This is a genomic window from Pectobacterium betavasculorum, assembly GCF_000749845.1.
Lineage (GTDB): Bacteria > Pseudomonadota > Gammaproteobacteria > Enterobacterales > Enterobacteriaceae > Pectobacterium > Pectobacterium betavasculorum.
Window position 1 is genome coordinate 1 of sequence record NZ_JQHM01000018.1, and the last position, 25,825, is coordinate 25,825.

Sequence of the window (25,825 nt, forward strand, 5' to 3'; positions counted from 1 at the left end):
GCTTTGGCCATGGTTCGTGCGCTGAACAAAATGACGAAGGCTGGCATGCCTGCAAGTGTACTTATTGCCTGAAGAGTGGCCTGTTACAGGAAGGCTCGCCTCAAATCTGATTTATTCAACAAAGCCAAAGCGATCGTGAATTCTGGACATCAGTGAGACCGGCTATTTCTGGTGCTTGGTTGAGAAAAAATTGAATATTGCAGTTCGAAACTCGCTCATTTTTCAAAGTAATGATTATTCCACGCATGTTCGTTCATCACTCTCCATCAGCGCTGAAGGAATAGATTAATAAGGTTTTTTATTAATGATAACGCCTTTTGGACTTATTTCTAAGCCAAGAACAGATCAAACGCGAATGTACTCATTTTTAAGCCACAACGCTATTCACTCATTCATTAACGTTGTTCCTTGGATAAATCCAACATTAGACATTCTATTTCTTTCATTGTTACCCTGTCTTGCTCTTTTGTTTTAATGATCTGAAAGTATTCATCGAATGATGGGTAATTACCTAAGGAGAAATCATCAACTAATGGGATGCCAGTACTGTTAACATAATTGAGCAACTTATCGTAAGCCTCATTAATGTTATCTAGATCGCATAAAAATATCGTACTTATCTGCGGTTTTGCCTCATCACTTGGTTCATAAGAAAAATAATATTTTTTTGACAACTTTGGCACATCTCTGATTTCTTTATAAGTTAATGCATAATACTTAAAAATGTCTTTTTCAGTATAAACTGTATAAGGAACGATGATAAGCCATCCCCAAAAAAGCAATAGGGAAAATAACGAGATAAATATGAATAAGATCGTTTTCATTACACTTTGAATCCTAAAAATACATTCTTATCAATCGTATTGATAACCAGATCGTTTTCATAAGATGAAAAAGGCTTTATCGCTGACAGATAAGGTGGTAACGGTTTTTTATAAGGGTAAGCATGCATTTCTGGATCGGGGAAAATGAGAGGTCTGAGTTCATTATTCTTATATCTTCCCACTGGCCCATAGTAATCCCATATTTTAAGAGCATATTCTGTCGATTTTTTCTGACTAAGTGAAATATAATCTCTGGGAAGAACTACTGAATAAAAACCGACTAAATTGGAAACCAGATCTTCACAGCTGAAACCGCTATCCGTAACAAGCGAGAACAAGGAATTAGACTGTAACCCCTCAAATTTTAGAGAGACGTAAAACATTATGGAGAGTGCAATAGAGCGTTTAGTCTCTATCGACAACCCTCTTTTGACCTTCCATTGCGCATGAACACCTGTCTGTACACGACGATAACGCATAGCCTGAGAATAATTAACCAGAAAATACTCTTTGAGTAACGGATTTGCAGGCTCACTGATGAGCTGCCCCCATAAGTTCCTCGCATCGTCACCTTTTGCGTGGCCTAAATCAATCCACCCAAGCTGTTCGGTGTAAACCAAACGATTCCTTTCTATATCTCGCCTTGTTGTCATTCCAAATGACTCCGACTGAAGGTTTTATCACTGGGGTGCCACTTGTTGCTCGCTATCCCTCCTGATACAAAACCATAATGTATTAAAGAATTAATGAGGTGTGTTTTATGGCTTATCAGTACATATTCTCAGTCAATATGCTGTACCCTGATGTCCCTGCGATATTGTGCTGGCAGGTAATACTCTCATAACGCAGGCTTAGGATTTCAAAAGGCTGCATATCGCTATGCGTCAATGAGTTGGGGTTTTGATTAGAAAGATTGACAATAGAGGCATCCCTCAATGTGATTGTCATGTAATTCTCCTGTGTTCCGCTGGCGGAGGTGCGGTAATACCTCAATTCAACTTCCATTAGCTCATTGTTGGCCATGCTGGTGAGCAAGAGCGGTGTGGATTTATCAACGACTTTGGTTACGGAAAAGGGGTGATGATTGACGTGTCGATCTCTTGATAGGTCGTAGTTTGTCGCATAAACAAAAATTTCATCTTCGTGGCCAGAAATATGTTTATTTCCTACAGAGTCGATGCTTAAACACCCTTCAGAAATGAGACCCTGAATTTTTCCTGTTATCTTCATAAAAATAGAATTAGCCATTCTTGTAACTCCCTGTTAAAAATCCTTGTTGGGTTCCTTATAGCGTAAATTTCTATTAAATAAAAGAATGGGCTGTCTTTTTAAGCAATTGTCTGATTTAGTTAAGAACGGTATTTTTTCAAAAATAATTAATTGTTTGTTTTTAATGATGAATTTGGGTAGGGAATTTGATTTACTACTGTGCTAATTATATTTGTGTAATTAATTGCATCATATGGATGAGATAATATTAGTCGATTAAATAACACGATGACTAATAGTTTATTGGTGATTTAATTAAAAAATAAATGTTATTGAGGTAACTCGCCACCGAAGCGGCGAGGTTTATTATCCATTCCGGTTTTATTATTTCCCAGCACTAAGCCAGTCTGGCAGATCGTGTAATCCCATCGCCTGACGTACCAACGTCGGTTTAATGCCGGGCAGTTTGTCCGCCAGCACCAGACCGACATCACGCAGCAGTTTTTTCGCCGGATTATTGCCGTCAAACAGTTCGCGGAACCCCTGCATGCTGGCGAGCATCACAGCAGCACTGTGCTTGCGGCGGCGTTCATAGCGTCGAAGATAAAGGTGCTGGCCGATATCTTTACCCTGAGTCTGTAAGCGCTTCAGCTCGGCAATCAGTTCGGCGACATCCATGAAGCCCAGATTAACGCCTTGTCCTGCCAGTGGGTGAATAGTGTGTGCTGCGTCGCCGACCAGCACCAAACGGTGCGCGGCGAAGCTGCGGGCATAACGCCCCATCAGTGGGAAAGTTTGACGCTCACTTTCCAGTTCACACAATCCCAACCGCATATCAAACGCCATGGCGACCTCACGATTGAATTCCTCCACTGGCAAGCCCTGCATAGCCAGTGCCTGCTCCGGCGAAAGTGACCAGACAATTGAACAAAGGTGCGGATCGTCCAGCGGCAGGAATGCCAGAATGCCGTCACCGTGGAACGCCTGACGTGCTACGGACTGGTGGGGATGTTCTGTACGAATATTGGCGACCAGCGCGTGGTGGCCGTAATCCCAAAAGGTCAGCGGAATATCCGCATGCTGGCGTAGCCACGAATGTGCACCGTCCGCGCCGACCACCAGTCGGGCGGTCAGCATACTGTCGTCCTGCAATGTAATAAAGGCTTCGTTTTCGCCCCAGGCGACCTGTTTTAACGACGCGGGGGAGAGCAGGGTGATGTCGCTTAACTGAGAAGCGCGTTGCCACAGCACCTGCTGAATCACGGGGTTTTCAATGATATGTCCCAGGTGGGAAAAGCCGAATTCTTCACCGCTAAAACTGATTTTGCCGAAGCTGTCTTTGTCCCATACCTGCATGTCGTTGTAAGGGCTGACGCGTTGCGCCACGAGACTTTCCCAAACGCCGATATGACGCAGGAGGCATTCGCTGGCGGCATTGATGGCGGAGACGCGCAGAGCACGATCCTTCCTGAGTGGTTGAGGCTCGGCTGCTTGTTTTTCCAGCACGGCGATGCGCAGGCCGCTACCCTGTAGGCCGCAGGCCAGCGCCAGACCGACCATACCACCACCGGCAATAACCACGTCGAATGATTGCATTTCCGTATTTTCCTGTTGGCGAGCTTAATTAACGTTCTACCCAACCCAGCGTGCGACGGGCAAACGCATCGCGCATCAACGGCAGGTTATTCATGGCGATCAAACCCAGATTGCGGCTGACCGCTAGCGCGGTATAGCGATTAGCGAATAGCCTGACCAGACCATCGGTGATCGCGACTGTGGTGTGTTGATCGGGTTCGCGGCGTTGCTGATAGCGGCTGAGCACACTGTACTGGCCGATATCCTGCTGGTTTTTCGCCGCATCGACGAGTGTTTCTGCCAGCGACATAACATCGCGAATTCCCAGATTAAAGCCTTGTCCGGCAATCGGATGCAGCGTTTGTGCCGCGTTGCCGACCAGCGCCAGCCGATGGCTGATATGCTGGCTGGCGGTTAGCAGGCGCAGCGGATAGCTATGGCGTTCGCCGATGTGGGTGAATTGCCCCAGACGCCAGCCAAAAGCCTGCTGTAGCTGTTGGCGAAATTCGGTTCCACTCCATCCATCGACGTCGTGTTGACGATGTTTATCGTGGCACCAGACGAGTGAGCTTCGACCGTTACTCATCGGTAACAGCGCCAGCGGGCCATGCGGAGTAAACCGCTCAAATGCGCGTCCGCGATGGGGTACGGCGGTCGTCACATTGGCGATCACTGCTACCTGATCATAATCATGCTGTTGCCAGTGAATCCCGCAGGATTGCGACAGCATAGAGCGTGACCCATCAGCGGCAACGAGCAGTTGACCTGTGAGCTCAGTGCCGTTATCCAACGTTAGCGTTGCGTTCTCTTGCGTCCGCGTGACGGCAACGACTTTGGCCGGGCAGTGCAGGCGCACGCCCGGTGCCTGTTGCAGCATAGAAAACAGGCGTTGCCCGGTGTCGTGTAGTTCAACCACATGGCCCAATGCCTGAACGTGATAATCCGACGCGTGCAGATTCACTACGCTGGCGTGACCGCGTTCGCTGACGTGAATGTCGGTTATTGCCGTTGCATTGCCAGATAGCGCTTGCCAGATGTCCAGCGCCGCTAGCTGTTGGCGCGTGCCATCAGACAGCGCGATCGCACGCGCGTCAAAACCGGGATGTTCCTTGTCGAGTGGTGAATATGCCTCGATAAGGTTAACCGGGATTGTGCCCTGTGAGAGCCGTGATATCGCCAGCGCCAGCGTCGCGCCCGCCATTCCACCACCGACAATCATGACCGCCATGCTGTTGTCCTTTGCAATTATGTCGTTGTCCTCTGAAGGCGCTGCTTAGTGCTGCGTGTTATGCCGTTGCGCCATCAGCGCTTCGATGGCATCAGCGTCTTTGATTACGCCCGCGGTCAGATTTTCGTTACCGTTTTCGGTGATCACGATGTTGTCTTCAATGCGTACCCCGATACCCCGATACTGCTGCGGCACTTTAGCATCCGGCGCGATGTAAAGACCTGGCTCGATGGTTAGCACCATACCGGGCTCAAGCGGGCGGCCTCGGTCGGTGGTGCCGTAATTGCCTACATCATGCACGTCCAGACCTAACCAGTGGCTGAGGCCGTGCATGAAGAACTGACGATGTGCCTGTTCGGCAATCAGCTCTTCCACCTCCCCTTTCATCACGCCGAGCTTGATGAGCCCGCTAACCATGATGCGCACCACTTCTTCGTTTACTTCACGGATACTGCGACCGGGGCCGAACAGCTCCAGTGCGCGCAACTGTGAGCGCAGCACGATGTCGTAAATGGCACGCTGCGGCGCGGTAAACTTACCGTTGACCGGGAAGGTGCGGGTGATATCGCCAGCATAGCTTTTGTATTCACAGCCAGCGTCAATCAGCACCAGATCGCCGTCGCGCATTTGCGTTTCGTTTTCGGTGTAATGCAGGATGCAGCCGTTGTCACCGCTGCCGACGATAGTGTTATAAGACGGGTAGCGTGCGCCGTGACGGGTAAATTCGTGGTGAATTTCGCCTTCAAGCTGATATTCATACATGCCGGGGCGACATTTCTGCATGGCGCGGGTGTGGGCCAACGCGGTAATTTCGCAGGCGCGGCGCATCACGCTGATTTCCGCAGGCGATTTAAACAGGCGCATTTCATGTACCCACGGGCGCCAGTCGGTCAGTGTAGCTGGGGCAGAAAAGCCCTGACGGGTGCCATTGCGCAAGGTGTCCAGCGCGGCGAAGACCAGTTTGTCGGCGTAATCGTACTGCCCTTGCGCGTGGTAGACTACGTCCAGTCCATTCAACAATAAATGCAGCTGTGTGCTGATTTCGGCAAACGATAGTGCGCGGTCAACGCCGAGTTTTGCTGGTGCTGCTTCCTGACCCAGGCGACGGCCAAACCAGATTTCAGCGGTCAGGTCGCGCACGCGGTTGAAGATTACGCTGTGATGATGTTTGGCATCGCTTTTTACCAGCAGCAGAGCGGCTTCTGGTTCGTTGAAACCAGTAAAATACCAGAAATCACTATTTTGACGATAAGGGTAATCACTGTCGGCATTGCGCTGCGCTTCCGGCGCGGCAAAAATAATCGCCGCGCTTCCTGGAGCCATTTTTTCTAACAGACCCTGACGACGACGAAGAAATTCTTGTGGATTCATCACCTGCTCCTGAAAATTGTCCGTGCGGTTACCTTTCCCTTCCGCTCTGAATAAGCCACGTACTCTATAAAATAGCGTTTTTCATAAGACCGCCTGGCATAAAAATCAATGCAGCGTTGGCTTTTGCTGTTCGGGGGCGATCACAACGCGTTGGTTGGTCAATTCGGTATGGCACAAAATGGCAGAAACGCGAACATACTCAATCACTTCTTCCAGTGATTGCTCCAGCTCTTCCTGATCTTCATCTTCGTCGTAGCCAAGCTGTGCGATGTTACGTAAATCTTCGATGGCTTCTTTCAGCTCGCCTTTAACCTTGTTCAACTTCGGCTGAACGACGCCTAAGCCAAGCAGGAAGTGATTGACCCAGCCTGCCAGCGCATCGGCGCGATCGAAAACGCTCACGTCGTCCAGCGAATCATCAGGCAGGAAAAGCTGAAACAGGAAGCCATCATCTTCCAGCGCTTCACGCGTGGCCTGATAGAGATCCTGAAGCGGCTGCGATAGCGTTTGAGTAAACGCCATACCTTCATTGGTCAGTTCAAAAACCAGCGTTCTCCAACTGTCATCATGGTTTCCACCACACAGCATTCCGCTGATCAAACCGTGCATTTCTGCTGCGGTCAGCGCGACTTGCTGTTGGTGAAGCAGTTGGTTAAGGCCTTCATAGGCAGGAAACGTATTCTCTATAGACATGCGGATTCGTCATCGTTGGCTGGATTGGTTCGTGCTATGCTACCACCAAGCTCCCTTTGGATTCCAGAAAGGGCTTGTATCTTAGATCTCGGCTATATATAGTGGCGCCCGCTTTAACGAACCCGATGTAACGGGTAATGCTCATGCTATGCGACACGCGGGCGCAAGAACGAAAAAAGGCAGGAAGGTGGTATGTCTGCACAACCAGTAGATATTCAAATTTTTGGCCGTTCGTTAAGAGTGAATTGTCCGCCAGAACAACAGGAAGCGTTGAATCAGGCAGCGGAAGATCTTAACCAGCGGTTGCAAGATCTTAAAGTTCGCACTAGAGTCACAAACACTGAGCAACTGGTGTTTATTGCCGCGCTGAATGTGTGCCATGAACTGGCGCAGGAACGGGGTAAGACGCGTGACTATGCATCGAATATGGAACAACGTATTCGTATGTTGCAGCAGACCATCGAGCAGGCGTTGCTGGAACAGGGCAAGATCACGGAACGTCAGGGTGCACAATTTGAATAACGTCGTATTTTGACAAAAGTACGGTGTTTTTACGCGGTAAGACGTGCTAAGGTTTATCGCGAGTAACGAATAAAATTTCTCTGAGATGTTTGTCAGCGGGTCAGTCCCCTGAGCCGATATTTCATACCAACAGAATGTAATGCTCTGCGGTTGGTGAGCATGCTCGGTTCGTCCGAGAAGCCTTAAGACTGCGACGTTATGTTCACCTTGAACCAAGGGTTCAAGGGTTACAGCCTGCGGCGGCATCTCGGAGATTCCCTTTTTTATCACTCTTGACCGTGGCGAACGCAGCCCATGTCATCTTTTGATACGTCAATTCTTCCCGATAATTCACCATCCTCTTTTATGGCAGCATCACGTCAGCAGATTCGTCAGGCTGTGCGTCAGCAGCGGCGTTTACTGACGTCGGAACAGCAGAGATTATTTGCCCAACAGGTATGTGAACGCGTCATAGCGCACCCGAAAATCATACAGGCAGATAGCGTGGCAGTGTTTCTGTCGTTTGATGGCGAACTGGATACGACCCCGTCGATTCAACAACTGTGGGAGCAGGGGAAGCGTGTTTATTTGCCGGTTTTGCATCCGTTCCGTTCCGGGTATCTCTTGTTTCTGCGCTATACACCGGATACTGAGCTGGTGCGCAATCGTCTGAAGATTATGGAGCCGCGTCTGGACGTACGGCAGGTGTTGCCGTTACCGCAGTTGGACATCCTGCTGACACCGCTGGTGGCGTTTGATCATCAGGGGAAGCGGCTTGGTATGGGCGGCGGTTTCTACGACCGTACGTTGCAGTACCGCAACCGGATGTCTCGCGGGCCTTACCCGATTGGGCTGGCCCACGATTGTCAGATTGTTGATGCACTGCCAGCGGAAAGTTGGGACATTCCGCTGCCGGAAATTATTACCCCTTCTCACCATTGGCAGTGGAACACGCGCTAGCTTTTTATCTGCCCGGGCGACCGATCGTGGCCCAACATCTGCTGTACCAATTCCACACAGTGCAGGAAACGCGAATCGTAGTCCGATTCTTTGATGTAAACGTACGGGATATTATTGTTAGCCAGCATCGTTTTCAGCAGGTTCTGGAATTCCGAACGGGCAGTGGTACTGCCTAAACTGCGCAGCCCATCGGCCACCCACGGCGTGTTATTCTCCAGCAAAATCACCAGATCGAAGCGGTATTCATCGACTAGCGCCTGAACGAACGGGTGTTCACGGCCTTCATATTTCTTGCAGAACGCCTGTGTGGTGACAAAATCGGTGTCGATAAAGGCCACTTTATTGGCGTATTTGACCGCAAAATCAATGTACTGTGCCTGACCCAGCGCGATTTTGTCGTAGTCGGAATACTGCAACGCCATCTCGTCGCCACCCAGATGGGAGAATACATAATCGCGACCATATTCCCAGGCGCTGGTAGTGTTGAAGATATTCGCCAGCTTGTTCACCAGCGTGGATTTACCACTGGATTCCCCGCCAAGAATGGCAACGGTACGCACAAAGAACGGCTTAACTTCGGTTGGGATATAATCCCAGTAGCGGAAAGGATCGTGGCGGATCTGTGAGCCGCTGATGTTCATGAAGGATCGCTGTGGGTCGATCAAGACAGCCTCAATGCCCAGATGTTCGCGGTATTGCGGCGCATCCTGTTCTTCACTGGTGTAGACGAAATTAGGCGTGATGCTTTTTTCCTGCATGAACGCCTGAATCCCTTTACTCCATACATCCCAGCCATGTGGGTAAGGTTCCATTCCTTGCTCATTAAAGGCATGAATGTGAATATTTTTCTGATACTTGAAGGTCTGCAATAGCCAGCGCAGGCGGTCACTGACGGTAGGCTGCTGTGACATCGAACTGTTCTCAAACAGCAGACGGTCGCGCGGCTCGTCGTAACCTAAAATCACATGCAGTTCGTCGACCTGGCTGCATGCGCGTTGAATCAGATAAATGTGGCCGGTGTGTAGCGGATAGAACTTGCCGAAGACGATGCCAATATTCTTTTCATAGCGAGGGAATTCCAGCTCAAGAAACCGATGCAGCGCTTCCAGCTTCTGTGCGCTAGGGCTTTTTATTTTGGCATTAAGTAATTGACTAAGATAGCCTTTGGTCATATCGGTTGCGTCGGCAACCTGCTGTAGGGTGCAACCCTTCTGGCGGATAGCGGATTTCAGGTAATCAAATGATGACATGGTGCAACACTCTTGTTTAGCCTACTAAACAAAATACCACAAGATAAAGCAACCTCCGCTACTCTTTCACACCGCTGTTTGGACTTGAGGCTAAACAGGGAGAAGAGCAGCGGATGGTTTTCTGTGGTCTGTTTAGAGATCGTCGAGGATCGCCAGCGCATCGGCCAGCTTTTTCACGCCGAATACCTGCATACTGGCTGGGGCTTTCTTCGGCATATTGGCATGAGGAACGATGGCGCGCGTGAAGCCGTGTTTAGCAGCTTCGGTAATCCGCTCTTGGCCGCTGGGAACCGGGCGGATTTCGCCCGCCAGACCGACTTCACCGAAGATGACCAGATCCTGCGGCAGCGGGCGATCGCGGAAGCTGGAAACCAGCGATAGCAGCAGCGCAAGATCGGCGCTGGTTTCGGTCACTTTGACGCCGCCGACGACATTCACGAACACATCCTGATCCGACATTTGCAAGCCGCCGTGGCGATGCAGTACCGCGAGCAGAATCGCTAAGCGGTTTTGCTCCAGCCCGACTGCAACGCGACGCGGGTTGGCCATCATTGATTGATCTACCAAAGCCTGAATCTCGACCAGCAGCGGGCGCGTACCTTCCCACACCACCATGACCGAGCTACCAGACGTCACTTCGTCACCACGGCTGAGGAAAATGGCTGACGGGTTACTGATTTCACGCAGTCCCTGCTCCGTCATAGCGAATACACCCAGCTCATTGACGGCACCGAAACGGTTCTTATGGCTGCGCAGCGTGCGAAAGCGCGAATCGGCATCGCCGTCGAGCAGCACGGAGCAGTCGATACAGTGTTCCAATACTTTTGGCCCGGCGAGCGAGCCGTCTTTGGTGACGTGGCCAACCATCACGATGGCGACGCCGCGCGTTTTAGCGAAGCGCGTCAGGTAGGCTGCGGTTTCACGCACTTGCGCGACGCTGCCGGGGGAAGATTGAATATCGGCGAGATGCATCACCTGGATGGAGTCGATCACCATCAGCTTCGGTTGTTCCTGCTCGGCAATCAGGCAAATCTGTTCGATGCTGGTTTCCGACAGCATATTGAGATTCTGAGTTGGCAGATTGAGGCGGTGCGCCCGCATCGCCACCTGCTGCAATGACTCTTCGCCAGTGACGTACAGGGTTTTCATATTTTCTGACAGCTTGCAGAGCGTTTGTAGCAGTAGAGTACTTTTACCCGCGCCGGGGTTACCACCGATCAGAATCGCGCTGCCCGGAACGACGCCGCCGCCCAGAACGCGGTCAAACTCCAGAAAGCCAGTGGAAAAACGAGGTAGCGCTTCAAGACTGATTTCCGACAGTTTTTGCACCCGGCTGACGCCAGCACTCTCACCCGCATAGCCGGTGAGACGGTCGGAACGCGATACGGACGCCGATGCCAGACGAACTTCGGTAATGGTATTCCAGGCGTGGCAAGCACTACACTGCCCTTGCCAGCGCGGATAGTCAGCCCCGCATTCATTACATACAAACGCTCGTTTGACGGCTTTTGCCACGGTTCACCTCCTACTGATTAACGCTTTTCGTGTCTCATGCTGCCGCTGAGGATACAGAGCACGCCGGTCAGATCGGCATGACGGATGGTTACCGCAGACTGCTCATTGACCTTGGGTTTAGCGTGATAGGCAATGCCTAAGCTGGCTGTCTTGATCATCGGCAGATCGTTTGCGCCATCGCCGATAGCAACGGTCTGGTGCATGGGAATTTCCAGCTTTTCCGCTAGCTGTTGCAGCGTAGTGGCTTTATATTTTGCATCGACAATCGTGCCGATGACTTCACCAGTCAGTTTGCCATCTTTCATACCTAATTCGTTGGCAACGGCGGCGACCAGACCTAATTCGTCACGCAAATAATCGGCAAAGTAGGTAAACCCGCCCGACGCAATCGCGACGTGCCAACCCGCTTCCTGAAGCTGGCTAACCATATTATTCAAGCCCGGCATCAGCGGCAGCGTTTTGCGTACTGTCTGTAAAATAGTGGCATCGGCACCTTTTAAGGTCTCAACACGCTGACGCAGGCTGGCGGCGAAATCCAGCTCGCCGCGCATCGCGCGTTCGGTGACGTCGGCCACCAGTTCACCCGTGCCTGCCAGCTTGGCTATTTCATCAATGCATTCGATCTGAATGGCAGTGGAATCCATGTCCATGATCAATAAACCCGGCGAACGCAGCGTTGGCGCGTTGCTCATGGCTGCGACATCAATCCCCAGTTCATGAGCCAGCTTGGTTGCACGTGGCGTCAGTGTGCCCGCTAAACGGACAACCTGATAATCGCCCACGTTCCAGGCACTCACGATAACCATGGCGCTTCCCAGCTTACGCTGGTAGCGAGAAATCAGGTTTTTATCGAGGACATCGCTATAAATCAGCCAGCCAGTGTCGCCAGCGCGGTAGTCAAGCGGCATCACTTCGTCACCGCTCAGTGATAATGGCAGTCCCGGCCAACAGTTGATCTCATTCGGGAGATCACGATAGGTCAGACTATTCGACATGGGGGAAATCCTCTGCTGGCAGTAGTGCGATAAAGTCGTACGATAAAAAGAGGGATGTGGCGTCGGCCAAACATATCCCTCCAAAAACTGGGCAACAAGCTATCCTATCGTCGGCGCTTCTGGCAACATGAAAGTATCCAAATCGTGTAAGGATTATCATGGTTCGCGCCCGGGTGAAATTTCGTCTACACCGCACGGCAATTGTGCTGATTTGCCTCGCCCTGCTGGTGGTATTAATGCAGGGCGCGTCCTATTTCAGTTTGAGCCACCAGATGGCACGTTCTGAACAGGTTGAAGATCTGGCACGCACGCTATCCAGACAGGTCGCTTATAGCCTTTCGCCGCTGATGGGCAGCGTGGATGATAATGGCCAAAAAATTACGACCATCCTCAAGCAACTGACCGATCACAGCCGTATTCTGGATGCGGGTGTGTATCAGCAGGACGGCTCGCTGGTGGCGCATGTTGGTGAACAGGTTCAACTACGGGACCGGCTGGCGCTGGACGGTAATCGCGTTGGTAGTTACTTTAACCATCAACTGGTGCAGCCGATTGAAGGAAAAGAGGGACCTATCGGCTTCCTGCGCATCACGTTGGATACGCATGTGTTGGCGACCGAAGCCAGACAGGTGGATAACACGACCAATATTCTGCGTCTGATGATTTTACTTTCACTGGCTATCGGCATCATTCTGACGCGAACGCTATTGCAGAACCGCCGTACCCGCTGGCAGCAATCACCTTATCTTCTTACTGCGAGTACGCCAGTGAAAGAAGAAGATGAGGTGGAGAGTGACACGCAGCCGAGTGGCAGCGTGGTAGTGAAAAAAGACGGGGAAGAGAAAAGCCTCTGATGGTCACCTCGTATATCCCCTAAAGATGTGGTCACGCTGGTTTGTGCTATCACCGATGCAACGCTTAACATCACCTTTGATTAGCTTTTATATATCAACCATACGGAATGATATATAAAAGCTAATCAATCTTGTGCTCTTTTGATTGCGGTGATATATTTTTATATATATTTTATAATTATTGATATATTAAAGAATATCAAATATGAGCTATGTAACAGAGCAAATACTAGAAAGTCTTCGAGAAGCACGCGCACGTAAGGGGTTTAGCCAGAGAGAGCTAAGCGCCCGTTCGGGTGTACCTCAAAGCCATATCTCGAAAATCGAGTCTGGAGGCGTTGATCTAAGGGTTTCCAGCTTGATTGCACTCGCGCGCGTGCTTGACCTGGAGCTATTTGTCGCGCCTAAAAAGTCTGTGCCAGCGATAAAGTCGATCATTCGAAGTAGCAAAGGAACTCAGGATGAGGGGGAGGGGATGTCACCTGCATACCATTTAGATGGAGACAATGATGACTAATAATGTATCCACTTTAAACGTTTTGCTCTACGGAGCGCCTATCGCAACGATCACCAACGTTGGCAATGATAAAACGCTATTTGCTTTTACGGATACTTACGCGAATGATGAATTCCGGCCTGTGTTAGGACTTGGCTTTAAGGATTCGCTCGGTGGCTTGGTCACTAACTTCAAACCTACCCAAACCAAGTTAACACCGTTTTTCTCCAATCTCCTGCCAGAAGAAACGATGCGTAACTACTTGGCAGAGCGTGCGGGTGTGAACCCCGCGCGGGAATTTTTTCTATTGTGGGTATTAGGACAAGATTTAGCGGGAGCGATTACTGTCGAACCTGCCGATGGTGAAGCGCTACCGCCTAATGTGCAGCAAGAAATAGAAGATGAAACCAAATACGAAGCACCGATGCGCTTTTCATTGGCAGGTGTGCAGTTGAAATTTTCAGCCGTGCAACATGCCAATGGCGGGTTGACGATCCCAGCTACAGGTAAAGGTGGCTCATGGATTGTGAAATTGCCGTCATCTCGCTTTGAAGCCGTGCCAGAAAATGAATATTCGATGATGGTATTGGCGCGAATGTTAGGAATGGATGTGCCAGAGATTCAACTGCTACCCATTAACCAGATTGCTAATATCCCAGAAGGAATCGGAAAGTTTGGCAATAGTGCCTTTGCAATCAAGCGTTTTGACCGTGCTGAGGGGCAAGCAATACATATTGAAGACTTTGCGCAAGTCTTTGGCGTATATCCTCAAGATAAATACAAAAAAGCCAGTATGCGTAATATCGCGCAGGTTATCGGTATAGAGGGTCAAGAGGAAGACATTGCTGAATTTATTCGCAGGTTGGTGTTCAATACCCTAATTGGCAACGCTGATATGCATTTGAAGAACTGGTCTGTTATTTACAAAGACAAGCGCACAGCATCAATTGCACCAGCTTATGACTTTGTCTCGACCATTCCCTACATTCCCGATGATAGTGCCTCATTAAAAGTTAGCCGCAGCAAAAAGTTCAGTGATTTTACTCTGGATGAATTATCGCACTTAGCGGCTAAAGCCATGTTGCCAGAAAAGTTGGTGTTGGATACGGCCAGGCAAACTGTGGCAAGCTTCCATGAAGTATGGGCGAAAGAAAAAGCACACTTACCGCTTACCAAATCTATCATGGTATCTATTGAGAAACACTTGAGAGATATACCACTGCGCTAATAGGCTAGGGTTCCGTGTGCGTTCTTCTATATTATTTAAAGCTCTAAGCCGTTGGCTATGAGCTGAAGAAGCAACGATTGCAAACAGCGACAACTGAGCGTTGGCGCACGCTGAGAGTAAATGTAATCGATTAGGCGACCATTGATTGTTTATAACGCCAAGATCAGAGAAAATAGCGGCCAATTACGATTAACACGACGGATTTGACAAGCGAAGAACTGAAAAGAGAGTACTTCCAGAAGTGTGTACAAATCCGTGTACAAACTAAAAGAATTTATACATGGCAACCCAAGATTTTCTTAATGAAATCAATAAGCGAAGAACGTTCGCTATCATTTCTCACCCCGATGCCGGTAAGACCACGATTACCGAAAAGGTCCTGCTGTTCGGACAGGCGATCCAGACTGCCGGTACGGTAAAAGGGCGTGGTTCGAACCAGCATGCGAAATCCGACTGGATGGAGATGGAAAAGCAGCGTGGTATCTCAATTACCACGTCTGTAATGCAGTTTCCCTATCGTGAATGTCTGATTAACCTGCTGGATACCCCAGGGCACGAAGACTTCTCCGAAGATACCTATCGTACGCTGACGGCGGTAGACTGCTGCCTGATGGTCATCGACGCCGCAAAAGGGGTCGAAGACCGTACACGTAAGCTGATGGAAGTCACTCGTCTGCGCGACACGCCGATTCTGACGTTCATGAACAAACTTGACCGTGACATCCGCGATCCGATGGAAGTGCTGGATGAAGTTGAGAGTGAGCTTAAGATTGCCTGTGCGCCGATCACCTGGCCGATTGGCTGCGGCAAACTGTTCAAAGGCGTGTATCACCTTTATAAAGACGAAACTTATCTGTATCAGACCGGTAAAGGCCATACGATTCAGGAAGTGCGCATCGTTAAAGGACTGGATAACCCGGAGCTGGATACTGCCGTTGGTGAAGAACTGGCTGCGCAACTGCGTGAAGAGCTGGAACTGGTGAAAGGGGCATCGCACGAATTTGAACTGGAAGCGTTTCGTGCCGGTGAACTGACGCCAGTCTTCTTTGGTACCGCGCTGGGTAACTTTGGCGTTGACCATATGCTGGACGGCCTGGTCGCCTGGGCACCTACGCCAATGCCGCGTAAAACGGATACCCGTGAAGTTACGGCAGAGGAAGAGAAATTTACCGGCTTCGTGTTCAAAATTCAGGCCAATATGGATCCGAAACACCGTGACCGCGTGGCATTTATGCGCGTCGTGTCCGGTAGATATGAAAAAAGCATGAAACTGCGTCAGGTTCGTACGGGAAAAGACGTGGTGATTTCAGACGCGCTGACCTTCATGGCAGGTGACCGTTCCCACATTGAAGAAGCCTATTCGGGCGATATCATCGGGCTGCACAACCACGGCACGATCCAGATTGGCGATACGTTCACGCAGGGTGAAGATATGAAATTCACCGGTATCCCCAACTTTGCGCCGGAGCTATTCCGCCGCATTCGTCTGCGCGATCCACTTAAGCAAAAACAGCTATTGAAAGGGCTGGTACAGTTGTCTGAAGAAGGCGCCGTACAGGTATTCCGTCCATTGACCAACAACGACCTCATCGTTGGTGCTGTCGGCGTATTGCAGTTTGATGTGGTGGTTGCCCGTCTGAAAACGGAATACAACGTAGAAGCGATTTACGAATCCGTTAACGTTTCTACCGCGCGTTGGGTTGAGTGCAGTGATGTGAAGAAATTCGAAGAATTTAAGCGTAAGAACGAACTGCACCTTGCGCTGGATGGTGGGGATAATCTGGCTTATGTGGCTCCGACGATGGTAAACCTGAATTTGACGCGGGAACGCTATCCTGAAGTGACGTTCCACCAAACGCGCGAACATTAATTTTTTATAACGAGATGGATTGATAACGTCATGGTTTCACAAAAAATAGTGACCGTGATGTTTAAATAATAACCTCGTTATTAAAATAATTATCACCCGGTTATAGTTGGTTTTAGGCCAAAAGTGCCGGGTGTTTTTATTTTTAAATTAATTAAAAATCAATCGGTTAATTTTGTTTTTTTCCCCGGAATTTTTCTCACTTCGATGCAACAGACAAATCTGAATTGCTGCACATATTTCTTCGTTCCCCTGTGATTTTCCATTCTGTGGGCTATAGTTAACAGCGTGTTAACTGATTTGGCTTGTTCAACTGTTAACGTAATCTAAGTTGGTTTATTGTTTTTATTTTTTTCGCCTTTGCAATTTAATACTCTGGTTATTCCTGTAAGAAGAGAGAATTATCGGAGTGTTGGTAACGTCATTATCACCTTGGTTTGCTGATGACTGTGCAGGCGTTAACGTGGCTCACACACAGACTGTGTCGGGCTTAGAGAAAAGCATAAGAAGGAAGACATCGATGAAAAAGACCAAATTGACACAATCGCTGATCGTAGTTGCTCTGGGTTCTATTCTGGCTGGCGGTGCCATGGCTGAAGAAACGTTAGGGCAGAAGGTAGAGCGTATCGCGGACACAACTGGTGCAAAAGTCGATAGTTCCGCTAATAAAGCATCTGGCTACATCGGTGACAGCGCTATCACGGCAAAAGTAAAGAGTGCACTGCTGGAAGATAAATCGATTACCAGCAGTGACATTTCAGTCGAAACAACGAAGGGCGTCGTCACGCTAAGCGGCTTTGTCGGCAGTCAGGCACTCAGCTCACGAGCGGTGGAAATTGCCACGCAGGTTGAGGGCGTCCAATCTGTAAGCGATAAATTGCAGGTTAAAGATAATCCATCACAATCGGTTGGTGCGTATGCCGATGACGCTGTGATTACCAGCACGATTAAGGCCAAGCTGCTGGCGGATGATATTGTTCCATCCCGTAAAGTGAAGGTCGAAACTCAGGAAGGCGTTGTGCTACTAAGCGGTGAAGTGGACAACAAAGCACAGTCTGACCGTGCTGAAAGTATTACTAAGGCCGTTGAAGGCGTGAAAAGCGTCAAAAACGACCTGACCGTTAAGTAACCGTCGCCATTTCGCACAGGGTTATCCGTAAGAGCGGATAACCCTTCCTAATCCGCATAATAAAACACCACCTGTGGATACGCAGTCAGGACGCAAGAAGCGCGTTAGGATGACTACCATGATTTTTTTTCATTTTGTCTGGTAAGGAGAGCGTATGTTTCGTTGGGGCATTATATTTTTAGTTATCGCACTGATCGCGGCAGCACTGGGTTTCGGTGGTTTAGCTGGTACAGCAGCTGGCGCGGCGAAAATCGTCTTTGTAGTCGGTATTATTCTGTTTCTGGTTAGCTTGTTCACGGGTAGGAAACGGCCGTAGCACAGCGCTTATACTCTAAATAATTCAAGTGACGCAGCACACGCAACTTGAATATGGCGAGTATAAATAAATGTCATACAGAGCACACAGCCGCGCCATGCGGCTGTCACATTTTACCGGCACACTATCTTTTACTAATACGACCTGCGTATTTGCTGCATTTCGACAGTTTATCAGGAGGCTCATGATGAATAGCGATATCGTTGTTGGCAAATGGAAACAGTGGAAAGGGAATTTCCTTGCGCTGTGGGCCGATTGGTTTGACAGCGACTGCGCCTGGCTGGAAGGGAGTAACGATTACTTGTCCGGCATCTTGCAAGAGGGTTACGGAAAAGCGTACGAAGAGGTATCCTCAGAGAAAACCACGTTACACTGAGGCTTTACCGCAGCGACAAGCCCGATTCTGCCATGATGTCTTGGCAGGATGTTACTTGTGCGTAGATTAGGTCGCCTCACCTTGACGGGCTTAATCTTAGCGGAGAAAAGCGACGTGCTTTCTGAACGATACCGTTTTATCGATACCCACTGTCATTTCGATTTCCCCCTATTCTATGATGATGCACCGGAAAGCTTGCGTCTGGCGCAAGAGGCTGGCGTTGAACGCATCATTATTCCAGCCGTGGCTTCTCAAAATTTTGAACGTGTGTTGATGCTCGCTCGTAACCACTCTCCGCTTTACGCTGCGCTCGGCCTTCATCCGCTTTATATCGCCGAACATCAAGAGAGCGACCTGCTCAGTCTGGAAGAGGAACTGAGCCAATTGCCTGCAAGGCTGGTGGCGGTTGGTGAGATTGGGTTGGATCTCTATATGATAGAACCCCAGTTCGAACGACAGCTTACCTTTCTTGAAGCCCAGCTTCGGCTAGCGAAAAAATACGATCTCCCAGTGATTTTGCACTCTCGACGCAGCCATGACAGGCTGGCGCAGCTACTACGACGCATTGACGTGCCGCGTACCGGTGTCGTTCACGGGTTTGCAGGCAGTCTGGCACAGGCGCAAGCTTTTATCCGGCTAGGTTATTACATTGGTGTAGGGGGAACGATTACCTATGATCGAGCTAATAAAACGCGTCAGGCGATCGCGCAACTGCCGTTAGATCGGCTGCTGCTGGAAACCGATGCACCCGATATGCCGATGAGTGGCTATCAGGGGCAGCCCAACCGACCCGAACGTATTTCATGCGCGTTTCAAACGCTGTGTGAGCTACGTGCAGAACCGCCTGAAGAGATTGCTGAGGCGCTGTGGCAGAATTCGTTCAGGCTATTTGGAAGGCTCACTCCGACATAACACCGCTACCGTTATGCTGAAACTATCCCCCTAAAGCGGAAGCCTGTTTGCTTTCGCTTTTCTCTTATTTCTGTGCAACAACAAACAGAACAGCCATTCTGATTTCATATACCAATCATAAAATTGTGATAAAGATCACTATTTGGTGTTTTTGACTGTTCGATGTTGTCTGTATTTGTGACATAAATTAGCGACCTTCAGGAGCCACTCTTTATACTCGTCATACTTCACGTTGCATGTACGTTGGCTACGCCAAGTCACCCGTATCACTTACTTGTGTAAGCTCATCGGGATTCCTTTGCTTGCCGCCTGCCTGAAACGTGAATTATTTAGAGTATAGGATTAGTTCGCCAGCGCGTGCTGACCGTTCTGGCGAAATGATTTTTTATTATGATTTCACTTTTTTCACGCGTTATAGGGAACTGTACATGCAACTCGTTATGAGTCTCATCGGCATGATCGTTCTGATACTGTGCGCGGTTATGTTGTCTAATAATCGTAAAGCTATCAGATTGCGCACCGTAGCCGGTGCATTCATTCTTCAGATCGGTATTGGCGCGCTGGTGCTGTATGTACCAGTAGGGCGCAAGGTTCTGGAGGGCTTAACGGGCGGTGTAGCAAACGTTATCGCCTACGGAAATCAAGGCGTGTCGTTCATGTTTGGCGGTTTGGTCTCCGACAAAATGTTTGAAGTATTTGGCGGTGGTGGGTTTGTTTTCGCACTCCGCGTATTGCCGATTATTGTCTTTTTCTCTTCACTTATTGCCGTGCTGTATTACATGGGCATTATGCAGTTGGTCATCAAGGTACTCGGTGGTGGATTGCAGAAACTGTTGGGAACCTCCCGTACTGAATCGCTCTCTGCGACGGCCAATATCTTTGTCGGCCAAACGGAAGCACCGCTGGTGGTGCGTCCGTATATTGCCAACATGACGCAATCAGAGCTGTTTGCGGTGATGTGTGGTGGTCTGGCATCCATTGCCGGTGCGGTGATGGCGGGCTATGCCCAGATGGGCGTCCCGTTGGAATATCTGATCGCAGCCTCCTTCATGGCGGCACCGGGCGGATTGCTGTTTGCCAAACTGATGGTGCCAGAAACGGAAAAAACGCACGACCATGACGAGATGGTTGGGTTTGTCGATGAAGACGATCGTCCGGCTAATGTCATCGATGCCGCGGCAAGTGGTGCCGCTTCCGGCATGCAACTGGCGCTGAATGTGGGGGCAATGCTGCTGGCGTTTATCGCCCTGATCGCCGTGTTGAACGGCATTCTGGGGGGCATCGGTGGCTGGTTTGACTACCCGCAGTTGTCGTTGGAACTGATTTTGGGCTGGTGCTTTGCACCCGTTGCGTTCCTGATCGGTATTCCCTGGAGTGAAGCGACCGTTGCGGGTTCGTTCATTGGGCAAAAACTGATCGTCAACGAGTTCGTCGCTTACATGAATTTCAGTGAATATCTGAAAGCCGATGACGTGGTACAGGCCGCTGGTTTGCAGGTTCTGTCTGATCATACCAAAGCTGTGATTTCGTTCGCGCTGTGCGGCTTTGCTAACCTTTCGTCTATTGCTATTCTTATTGGAGGTTTGGGCAGTATGGCGCCAACGCGGCGTCAAGATATTGCCCGCTTTGGTTTGAAAGCGGTTGCGGCAGGTACGCTTTCTAACCTGATGAGCGCCTGCATCGCAGGGTTCTTTTTGGCTCTGTAAATGTAACCAGGTATTCTTGCAGTAGCGAGATGATGGGCGGCGAAAGTCGCCCATTGTTCGTTTAAACCCCCTACGTTATTCAGGGTTTAAGCGTGGTCTACGCGATGTTTACTGAATGCTGGTGCCGATATGCTTGCCTGAGTGGAGTAACATGCTTTCTGCTTTTATTGATGATGTTGAATGGATTACTTTTCCACGGGCAACGGATGGTGCCGCCTACCCAGGTATTACTGCTCGCTGCCATTTTCATTTGTCTGCGTATGACGATGCGCTTTTTGCCGAGGCGGACATTCCTTTTTCCGACGCGCTAGAGCGCGCGGTACCGAAACGACGCGCCGAATTTCTGGCTGGGCGCTGCCTGGCCAAACTCGTATTGAACAAACTGGACCATCCCGATTTTATTCTGCATAGCGGAGAAGATCGTTCACCACAGTGGCCGGGAAATATTGCCGGTTCACTGAGCCATAATAAAGACAGCGTACTCTGTGCCGCGCATCTGCGTAGCGATGAGGTATCGTGCGTGGGGGTTGATATTGAAGGATTTATATCCGACGAGCGTGCGCAATCGCTGTGGCCTGGCATCATTGGCGATGAAGAGTTCCAGTGGTTTCAGGAGCGAGAAGAGGGATTTAGCTGTTTGCTGACAATAAGCTTCTCGGCGAAAGAGAGCCTGTTCAAGGCGCTTTACCCGCAGGTTCGGCACTACTTTGATTTTCTGGATGCCAGACTGGTGGCTCTGGATATCACCAAACGCGAGTTTGAGCTGGAACTGCTGACCGATCTGACGCCGACGTTTTATGCCGGACGCCGTTTTAAAGGCGCGTATCTGCTGAGAGAGTACGACGTCACCACCTTCATCTGTTGCTGATGTTTGTAAATCGGCAGGGCTTAAAAGGAAGTGGTATTCGCGACGGTCAGACGTCTATCACTTCCTTTCGGCAGTTGCCACTGCCAATCCTCCTGCCGTTATACCAGCGCGGAGACCCACCAGACGCGCCCGATGACAACGAGTTCACCGTTTATCATCTGCTTTTTGGTGACAATTTCATCTTCGTATTCCGAATTAAATGACCGTACAAGGATGCTGCCGTCCGGACGCTTAATCAGTGCTTTTACCCGTTGCAATTCTCCCATGCGAATGGCGTACATTTTGCCATCGCGGATCTCGCGGTCAGACAGATTGACGGCAACTTTATCACCGTCCGAAAGCTTTGGCTCCATACTGTCCCCCATAACTGTAACGACGCGCGTATCCTCCACGCGGATACCTAAACGCCGGAGCGTATGCGCTCGGAACGGTAGGGCATAGGCTTCATCTTCATCAATATCGTAAGCGCCACCACCGGCAGAGAGTCGTACACCCAGCAAAGACACTTCGACGAATTCGTCGTTGTCGACGTCGGTATTTTCCCATTCAGTGACGTGGAGTCGTGACGTCTTAAAGTTGTTGTTCTCTGACTTGGGATGGCCGATGCCATTGAGTAACCAGTCAAGTGAGTAACCGGTTTTTTCACTAATGAGCTGTGCGGATTCCCTGCTTAGTGTGCCGCGCTTGAGCCAGTTGTTTACCGTCTGCGGCGAGGTGCCGATCCGCTCTGCAAACGTTTTTTGTTTCATCTTTTCTTGCTGCATCAGGTAGTGCAGTCGCTCGGTCAGTTGGTTCATTTTTACCTCCCTCCCAGAAAATAAACATGGTGTGTATTTTATCATTGATTTGTTGATTTTTGTTGTCTAAAGTCTATCTCATAAACGATAAAATCAACAAGAGATAATGAAATGTTGTGACGATATCGCAGCATTATCGGCGCGACTCCGCGTCAGGCACGCTATCTCGGAGCCCGTTGCTATAGATGAAGTGGAGAAACACCCTATGGAATATCGAGCAGCACCGTATTCGCCACACTCGATTGTCTTCAAGGAAATGCGTGACGGGCACCCGTCAGGAAAGAGATATGCCCCTTATCTGGGGCAGAAAAGAGGAACTCAAGATGAATATTGAACATGCGCTTAGCCTGTGTGGCCCTAAATCAGCGTCCTTCGTCTTCACCTGCCATGATGCTGCACCTGCCTATCATCAGCCCCAGCGTTCAGGAGGGCAGGCGCTTATCCGGACACGTAGCAGGAAGTCAGGGACGGCAGCAAGGCTTCATCATGGCGATATCCTCATTGCGCTGGGGGTCGTGCAGTCGCGTGAAGCGCTGGGACTAAGCCTGATTATGGCACGCCACAATCAAGATCAGCAGGATAAGCGTAAAGCGATCGAGAGCCTTGCCAGAATTGCGCGTCAACAGGCGCCAGCGCATGTAGGAAAGATCGCCGGGAGGAATATGGGGCAGTGCATGCTACTGCTGGCGGTGATGGCGGTCGGTCACTATTGCAGAACCGCAGACGATCCTCAAAATCGATGTCGGTGCGGTGGGCGCGGAAAAATAGTGGATATGACTGCGTCGAAAGCGTCGGGAAAAACGGTTGAAAAAGTGTGTCCGCGCTGTAGTGGTTCCGGACTAAAACCCGTGACATCAGCTTCTGTCTATAAGGTCATAAAAACGTTGGTTCCTACACTGACGCAGCGGACATGGTCACGTAACTGGAAAACATTTTATGACGAGCTGGTGGACCGTTGTCAGCAGGAAGCTTATCAGGCAGCTGCATTATTTTCTGAGATTACTGAGTCAGTTAGATAATTCATAAAAATAATCGGTATTTTTTTTATATTAGGGCTTGTACTTCTGTCCAAAAATGGTTAACTTAATTTACATGATAGAGTTTTTATGATTTCTTCTTATAAAACTCCCCTTGAAAAAAATTTTAATGTAAGCCCCCGACGTAAAAGTTGGGGGCTTTTTTATTGGCCTGAACAACACGGTAAATAAGAGTTAATTATTAAATTCAATCGCTTTTCGGAAGGTTAAGTATGCAGGATAATATTTTAAGCTGGAGCGGCCTGAGTGAGTTAATTCTATCCTGGTGGTATGGCGATGTTCCGACAGGTGGTGTGATATTAGCCGTATTTATTGCGATGCTGCGAGTCGCATATTCTGGTGGAACCTGGCGTTTAATGCTGCTTGAATCTGCGTTGTGCGGGGTGTTGACGCTGACGGCGGTTGCCTCCTTTGACTATTATGATTTACCCAAAACGTTGACTCCTGCTCTCGGAGGAATGATTGGTTTTATCGGGGTAAAACAGATTCGTTATGGTTTATTACGTTTTTTGACAGGAAGTCAGGAACGCGATAAGAAGAATGATAAAAATAAATGAAATAAAATTCGGCTAATCTCGAATTTTAATTATCCGGTATTTTTTACGGCGTGACTAAGGAGGTGATTTATTCTCAGATAATACTTATGTTTTTCATGCTGGTGATAGTGTTGTGACAACAATATTATCGCTATTTTTTGTCAAAAAATAAAACGTCATTCGTTTTAATCGTTAAACCACACAGGCCCAGTGTTGAACAATTATTATTTTGTTCACCTGGGCTTTTTTATTGAGAGAGAATATAAATGAACACAATTAATAATGGTAAAAAAGCAGCCGTTAAATCCACTCAACCGCACAAGCCTACCATCTGGTCGCGTGCTGATGCGTTGAAGGTTAACGAAAATGATCCAACGACCACGCAACCGCTGGTCAAGCCGGATTTTCCCGTGATGAGCGATGATGTATTTATCTGGGACACCATGCCGCTACGTGATATGGATGGCAACATCGCGGCGGTTGACGGTTGGTCGGTGATTTTCACCCTGACGGCGGATCGCCATCCAAATGCGCCTGAGTATCAGGATGAGAACGGTAACTACGATATCATTCGTGATTGGAACGATCGCCACGGTCGGGCAAAGATGTACTTCTGGTATTCACGTACTGGTAAAGACTGGATTCTGGGCGGACGTGTGATGAAAGAGGGCGTGTCTCCTACTACGCGTGAGTGGGCTGGTACGCCAATTTTGCTCAATGACAACGGCGAGATCGATCTTTACTACACGGCAGTAACGCCGGGGGCCACCATTGTAAAAGTGCGTGGACGGGTCGTGACCACAGAAAATGGCGTGGAGATGGTTGGCTTCAAGAAAGTTAAAACGCTGTTTGAAGCGGATGGCAAGATGTACCAGACAGAAAGCCAGAACCCTTACTGGGCATTTCGCGATCCTTGCCCGTTCCGCGATCCGAAGAGCGGCAAACTATACATGCTGTTCGAAGGCAATGTGGCGGGAGTACGCGGTTCACATGTGATCGACGAAGAGGAACTGGGCGATGTGCCTCCAGGCTATGAGGAGGTGGGTGGAGCCCGTTACCAGACCGGTTGCGTGGGTATTGCGGTATGCCGGGATGAGGATGGCGATGACTGGGAAATGCTGCCTCCTTTAATTACGGCGGTTGGCGTCAACGATCAAACTGAACGTCCGCACTTTGTTTTTCAGGATGGAAAATATTACCTGTTCACTATCAGCCATAAGTTTACCTATGCGGAAGGGCTGACGGGTCCAGACGGTGTGTATGGCTTTGTCAGTGACGATCTGTTTGGGCCTTATGTACCGCTCAATGGTTCTGGGCTGGTGCTAGGCAATCCGCCTTCTCAGCCTTTCCAGACCTATTCACATTACGTGATGCCTAACGGTTTGGTTACGTCATTCATCGACTCTATTCCGGTGGACGGAGACACCCCCCGTATCGGTGGTACGGAAGCGCCTACGGTTAAGATAAAGCTGAAAGGTGTGCAAACATTCGTATTGGAAGAGTATGACTACGGCTATATTCCTCCGATGATTAATGTCAATCTGAAGTAACCATTACAGGGGCGGTTTGCCGCCCCTGTTTA

At 49.5% G+C, this 25,825-nt stretch carries 26 protein-coding genes and 1 other RNA gene; 16 read left to right on the top strand and 11 right to left on the bottom strand.

Translation table 11 applies throughout. The features are described 5' to 3' along the window. Nucleotides 1–395 precede the first annotated feature (395 nt). The 7 genes from KP22_RS19210 to KP22_RS19240 form a co-directional block, all read right to left on the bottom strand. On the bottom strand, nucleotides 396–824 hold the full coding sequence (locus KP22_RS19210) for a hypothetical protein (protein WP_039304486.1): 429 nt from the start codon (nucleotides 822–824) through the stop codon (nucleotides 396–398). Continuing rightward, entirely contained in the window at nucleotides 824–1,477 is a 654-nt protein-coding gene (locus tag KP22_RS19215) for a DUF4056 domain-containing protein (protein WP_039304488.1), read from the bottom strand. Before KP22_RS19215 ends, KP22_RS19210 begins: the two co-directional genes overlap by 1 nt. 115 nt (nucleotides 1,478–1,592) lie before the next feature. Further along, nucleotides 1,593–2,072: an Hcp family type VI secretion system effector gene (locus KP22_RS19220; RefSeq protein WP_039304490.1), complete on the bottom strand. Its 480-nt coding sequence runs from the start codon at nucleotides 2,070–2,072 to the stop codon at nucleotides 1,593–1,595. 345 nt (nucleotides 2,073–2,417) lie between these two features. Further along, the gene (gene ubiI / locus KP22_RS19225; RefSeq protein ID WP_039304491.1) at nucleotides 2,418–3,629 is read right to left on the bottom strand and encodes an FAD-dependent 2-octaprenylphenol hydroxylase; all 1,212 of its coding nucleotides are present in this window, start codon (nucleotides 3,627–3,629) and stop codon (nucleotides 2,418–2,420) included. Nucleotides 3,630–3,657: 28 nt separating this feature from the next. After that, nucleotides 3,658–4,836, bottom strand: coding sequence for a 2-octaprenyl-6-methoxyphenyl hydroxylase (ubiH, locus tag KP22_RS19230; protein ID WP_039325823.1), 1,179 nt, complete (start codon nucleotides 4,834–4,836; stop codon nucleotides 3,658–3,660). Nucleotides 4,837–4,881: 45 nt separating this feature from the next. Continuing rightward, on the bottom strand, nucleotides 4,882–6,207 hold the full coding sequence (gene pepP, locus KP22_RS19235; RefSeq protein ID WP_039325825.1) for a Xaa-Pro aminopeptidase: 1,326 nt from the start codon (nucleotides 6,205–6,207) through the stop codon (nucleotides 4,882–4,884). 105 nt (nucleotides 6,208–6,312) lie between these two features. Beyond that, entirely contained in the window at nucleotides 6,313–6,900 is a 588-nt protein-coding gene (locus KP22_RS19240; RefSeq protein WP_039304497.1) for a YecA/YgfB family protein, read from the bottom strand. 192 nt (nucleotides 6,901–7,092) lie between these two features. Here KP22_RS19240 and zapA point away from each other — a divergent pair, with 192 nt between their 5' ends. From zapA to KP22_RS19250, 3 genes are all read left to right on the top strand, one after another. Continuing rightward, nucleotides 7,093–7,422 carry a cell division protein ZapA gene (gene zapA / locus KP22_RS19245; RefSeq protein WP_039304500.1) on the top strand — a complete coding sequence of 110 codons (330 nt, stop codon included), beginning with the start codon at nucleotides 7,093–7,095 and terminating at the stop codon, nucleotides 7,420–7,422. Nucleotides 7,423–7,496: 74 nt separating this feature from the next. Beyond that, nucleotides 7,497–7,680, top strand: a non-coding RNA gene (gene ssrS / locus KP22_RS22030) — 6S RNA. 36 nt (nucleotides 7,681–7,716) lie between these two features. Further along, entirely contained in the window at nucleotides 7,717–8,361 is a 645-nt protein-coding gene (locus tag KP22_RS19250) for a 5-formyltetrahydrofolate cyclo-ligase (protein WP_039304503.1), read from the top strand. Here KP22_RS19250 and nadR read toward each other — a convergent pair. From nadR to serB, 3 genes are all read right to left on the bottom strand, one after another. Continuing rightward, complete coding sequence (gene nadR / locus KP22_RS19255; protein ID WP_039304507.1) at nucleotides 8,358–9,611, bottom strand: multifunctional transcriptional regulator/nicotinamide-nucleotide adenylyltransferase/ribosylnicotinamide kinase NadR; 1,254 nt, start codon at nucleotides 9,609–9,611, stop codon at nucleotides 8,358–8,360. The two genes, KP22_RS19250 and nadR, sit on opposite strands and share 4 nt — an antisense overlap. 132 nt (nucleotides 9,612–9,743) lie before the next feature. Next, on the bottom strand, nucleotides 9,744–11,126 hold the full coding sequence (gene radA, locus KP22_RS19260; protein WP_039304510.1) for a DNA repair protein RadA: 1,383 nt from the start codon (nucleotides 11,124–11,126) through the stop codon (nucleotides 9,744–9,746). A 17-nt stretch (nucleotides 11,127–11,143) separates the two neighbouring features. Continuing rightward, nucleotides 11,144–12,121: a phosphoserine phosphatase gene (gene serB / locus KP22_RS19265; RefSeq protein ID WP_039304513.1), complete on the bottom strand. Its 978-nt coding sequence runs from the start codon at nucleotides 12,119–12,121 to the stop codon at nucleotides 11,144–11,146. 158 nt (nucleotides 12,122–12,279) lie between these two features. Here serB and KP22_RS19270 point away from each other — a divergent pair, with 158 nt between their 5' ends. The 10 genes from KP22_RS19270 to KP22_RS19310 all read left to right on the top strand — a co-directional run bounded on the left by KP22_RS19270 (nucleotide 12,280) and on the right by KP22_RS19310 (nucleotide 21,873). Then, nucleotides 12,280–12,975 (top strand): YtjB family periplasmic protein, encoded by a 696-nt coding sequence (locus tag KP22_RS19270; protein ID WP_039304516.1) that lies wholly within the window; start codon nucleotides 12,280–12,282, stop codon nucleotides 12,973–12,975. 205 nt (nucleotides 12,976–13,180) lie between these two features. Continuing rightward, entirely contained in the window at nucleotides 13,181–13,492 is a 312-nt protein-coding gene (locus KP22_RS19275; protein ID WP_039304517.1) for a helix-turn-helix domain-containing protein, read from the top strand. Next, nucleotides 13,482–14,699: a type II toxin-antitoxin system HipA family toxin gene (locus KP22_RS19280; RefSeq protein ID WP_425311598.1), complete on the top strand. Its 1,218-nt coding sequence runs from the start codon at nucleotides 13,482–13,484 to the stop codon at nucleotides 14,697–14,699. The genes KP22_RS19275 and KP22_RS19280 overlap by 11 nt, the downstream gene beginning before the upstream one ends. Nucleotides 14,700–14,979: 280 nt before the next feature. Beyond that, nucleotides 14,980–16,569 carry a peptide chain release factor 3 gene (prfC, locus tag KP22_RS19285; protein WP_039304524.1) on the top strand — a complete coding sequence of 530 codons (1,590 nt, stop codon included), beginning with the start codon at nucleotides 14,980–14,982 and terminating at the stop codon, nucleotides 16,567–16,569. 517 nt (nucleotides 16,570–17,086) lie between these two features. After that, entirely contained in the window at nucleotides 17,087–17,695 is a 609-nt protein-coding gene (gene osmY, locus KP22_RS19290; RefSeq protein WP_039325828.1) for a molecular chaperone OsmY, read from the top strand. 154 nt (nucleotides 17,696–17,849) lie between these two features. Then, nucleotides 17,850–18,011: a DUF1328 domain-containing protein gene (locus KP22_RS22035; RefSeq protein ID WP_003019081.1), complete on the top strand. Its 162-nt coding sequence runs from the start codon at nucleotides 17,850–17,852 to the stop codon at nucleotides 18,009–18,011. A gap of 187 nt (nucleotides 18,012–18,198) precedes the next feature. Then, nucleotides 18,199–18,387, top strand: coding sequence for a CsbD family protein (locus KP22_RS19295; RefSeq protein WP_039304530.1), 189 nt, complete (start codon nucleotides 18,199–18,201; stop codon nucleotides 18,385–18,387). Nucleotides 18,388–18,501: 114 nt separating this feature from the next. Beyond that, a complete protein-coding gene (locus KP22_RS19300; protein WP_039304652.1) occupies nucleotides 18,502–19,299 on the top strand; it encodes a TatD family hydrolase in 798 nt (265 codons plus the stop codon). 428 nt (nucleotides 19,300–19,727) lie between these two features. Next, nucleotides 19,728–21,005, top strand: a complete 1,278-nt coding sequence (locus KP22_RS19305) for a NupC/NupG family nucleoside CNT transporter (RefSeq protein ID WP_039304533.1) — start codon at nucleotides 19,728–19,730, stop codon at nucleotides 21,003–21,005. A 151-nt stretch (nucleotides 21,006–21,156) separates the two neighbouring features. Next, nucleotides 21,157–21,873, top strand: coding sequence for a 4'-phosphopantetheinyl transferase family protein (locus KP22_RS19310; protein ID WP_039304537.1), 717 nt, complete (start codon nucleotides 21,157–21,159; stop codon nucleotides 21,871–21,873). Nucleotides 21,874–21,971: 98 nt separating this feature from the next. On the opposite strand, the gene KP22_RS19315 is transcribed toward KP22_RS19310, so the two are convergent. Next, nucleotides 21,972–22,670: a LexA family transcriptional regulator gene (locus KP22_RS19315; protein WP_039304539.1), complete on the bottom strand. Its 699-nt coding sequence runs from the start codon at nucleotides 22,668–22,670 to the stop codon at nucleotides 21,972–21,974. A gap of 323 nt (nucleotides 22,671–22,993) precedes the next feature. On the opposite strand from KP22_RS19315, the gene KP22_RS19320 reads away from it, so the two are divergent. From KP22_RS19320 to KP22_RS19330, 3 genes are all read left to right on the top strand, one after another. After that, a complete protein-coding gene (locus KP22_RS19320) occupies nucleotides 22,994–23,689 on the top strand; it encodes an antitermination protein Q (protein WP_052012637.1) in 696 nt (231 codons plus the stop codon). 230 nt (nucleotides 23,690–23,919) lie between these two features. Then, nucleotides 23,920–24,264 (top strand): phage holin, lambda family, encoded by a 345-nt coding sequence (locus tag KP22_RS19325; RefSeq protein WP_039304543.1) that lies wholly within the window; start codon nucleotides 23,920–23,922, stop codon nucleotides 24,262–24,264. A gap of 245 nt (nucleotides 24,265–24,509) precedes the next feature. Beyond that, on the top strand, nucleotides 24,510–25,793 hold the full coding sequence (locus KP22_RS19330; protein WP_039325830.1) for a glycoside hydrolase family 68 protein: 1,284 nt from the start codon (nucleotides 24,510–24,512) through the stop codon (nucleotides 25,791–25,793). Nucleotides 25,794–25,825: the final 32 nt, after the last annotated feature.

What these genes read in the sequence shown, in the direction of transcription:
- KP22_RS19210 (WP_039304486.1), bottom strand. Translation starts at nt 824, where the DNA reads ATGAAAACGATCTTATTCATATTTATCTCGTTATTTTCCCTATTGCTT.
- KP22_RS19215 (WP_039304488.1), bottom strand. Translation starts at nt 1,477, where the DNA reads ATGACAACAAGGCGAGATATAGAAAGGAATCGTTTGGTTTACACCGAA.
- KP22_RS19220 (WP_039304490.1), bottom strand. Translation starts at nt 2,072, where the DNA reads ATGGCTAATTCTATTTTTATGAAGATAACAGGAAAAATTCAGGGTCTC.
- ubiI (WP_039304491.1), bottom strand. Translation starts at nt 3,629, where the DNA reads ATGCAATCATTCGACGTGGTTATTGCCGGTGGTGGTATGGTCGGTCTG.
- ubiH (WP_039325823.1), bottom strand. Translation starts at nt 4,836, where the DNA reads ATGGCGGTCATGATTGTCGGTGGTGGAATGGCGGGCGCGACGCTGGCG.
- pepP (WP_039325825.1), bottom strand. Translation starts at nt 6,207, where the DNA reads ATGAATCCACAAGAATTTCTTCGTCGTCGTCAGGGTCTGTTAGAAAAA.
- KP22_RS19240 (WP_039304497.1), bottom strand. Translation starts at nt 6,900, where the DNA reads ATGTCTATAGAGAATACGTTTCCTGCCTATGAAGGCCTTAACCAACTG.
- zapA (WP_039304500.1), top strand. Translation starts at nt 7,093, where the DNA reads ATGTCTGCACAACCAGTAGATATTCAAATTTTTGGCCGTTCGTTAAGA.
- KP22_RS19250 (WP_039304503.1), top strand. Translation starts at nt 7,717, where the DNA reads ATGTCATCTTTTGATACGTCAATTCTTCCCGATAATTCACCATCCTCT.
- nadR (WP_039304507.1), bottom strand. Translation starts at nt 9,611, where the DNA reads ATGTCATCATTTGATTACCTGAAATCCGCTATCCGCCAGAAGGGTTGC.
- serB (WP_039304513.1), bottom strand. Translation starts at nt 12,121, where the DNA reads ATGTCGAATAGTCTGACCTATCGTGATCTCCCGAATGAGATCAACTGT.
- KP22_RS19270 (WP_039304516.1), top strand. Translation starts at nt 12,280, where the DNA reads ATGGTTCGCGCCCGGGTGAAATTTCGTCTACACCGCACGGCAATTGTG.
- KP22_RS19275 (WP_039304517.1), top strand. Translation starts at nt 13,181, where the DNA reads ATGAGCTATGTAACAGAGCAAATACTAGAAAGTCTTCGAGAAGCACGC.
- KP22_RS19280 (WP_425311598.1), top strand. Translation starts at nt 13,482, where the DNA reads ATGATGACTAATAATGTATCCACTTTAAACGTTTTGCTCTACGGAGCG.
- prfC (WP_039304524.1), top strand. Translation starts at nt 14,980, where the DNA reads ATGGCAACCCAAGATTTTCTTAATGAAATCAATAAGCGAAGAACGTTC.
- osmY (WP_039325828.1), top strand. Translation starts at nt 17,087, where the DNA reads ATGAAAAAGACCAAATTGACACAATCGCTGATCGTAGTTGCTCTGGGT.
- KP22_RS22035 (WP_003019081.1), top strand. Translation starts at nt 17,850, where the DNA reads ATGTTTCGTTGGGGCATTATATTTTTAGTTATCGCACTGATCGCGGCA.
- KP22_RS19295 (WP_039304530.1), top strand. Translation starts at nt 18,199, where the DNA reads ATGAATAGCGATATCGTTGTTGGCAAATGGAAACAGTGGAAAGGGAAT.
- KP22_RS19305 (WP_039304533.1), top strand. Translation starts at nt 19,728, where the DNA reads ATGCAACTCGTTATGAGTCTCATCGGCATGATCGTTCTGATACTGTGC.
- KP22_RS19310 (WP_039304537.1), top strand. Translation starts at nt 21,157, where the DNA reads ATGCTTTCTGCTTTTATTGATGATGTTGAATGGATTACTTTTCCACGG.
- KP22_RS19315 (WP_039304539.1), bottom strand. Translation starts at nt 22,670, where the DNA reads ATGAACCAACTGACCGAGCGACTGCACTACCTGATGCAGCAAGAAAAG.
- KP22_RS19320 (WP_052012637.1), top strand. Translation starts at nt 22,994, where the DNA reads ATGAATATTGAACATGCGCTTAGCCTGTGTGGCCCTAAATCAGCGTCC.
- KP22_RS19325 (WP_039304543.1), top strand. Translation starts at nt 23,920, where the DNA reads ATGCAGGATAATATTTTAAGCTGGAGCGGCCTGAGTGAGTTAATTCTA.
- KP22_RS19330 (WP_039325830.1), top strand. Translation starts at nt 24,510, where the DNA reads ATGAACACAATTAATAATGGTAAAAAAGCAGCCGTTAAATCCACTCAA.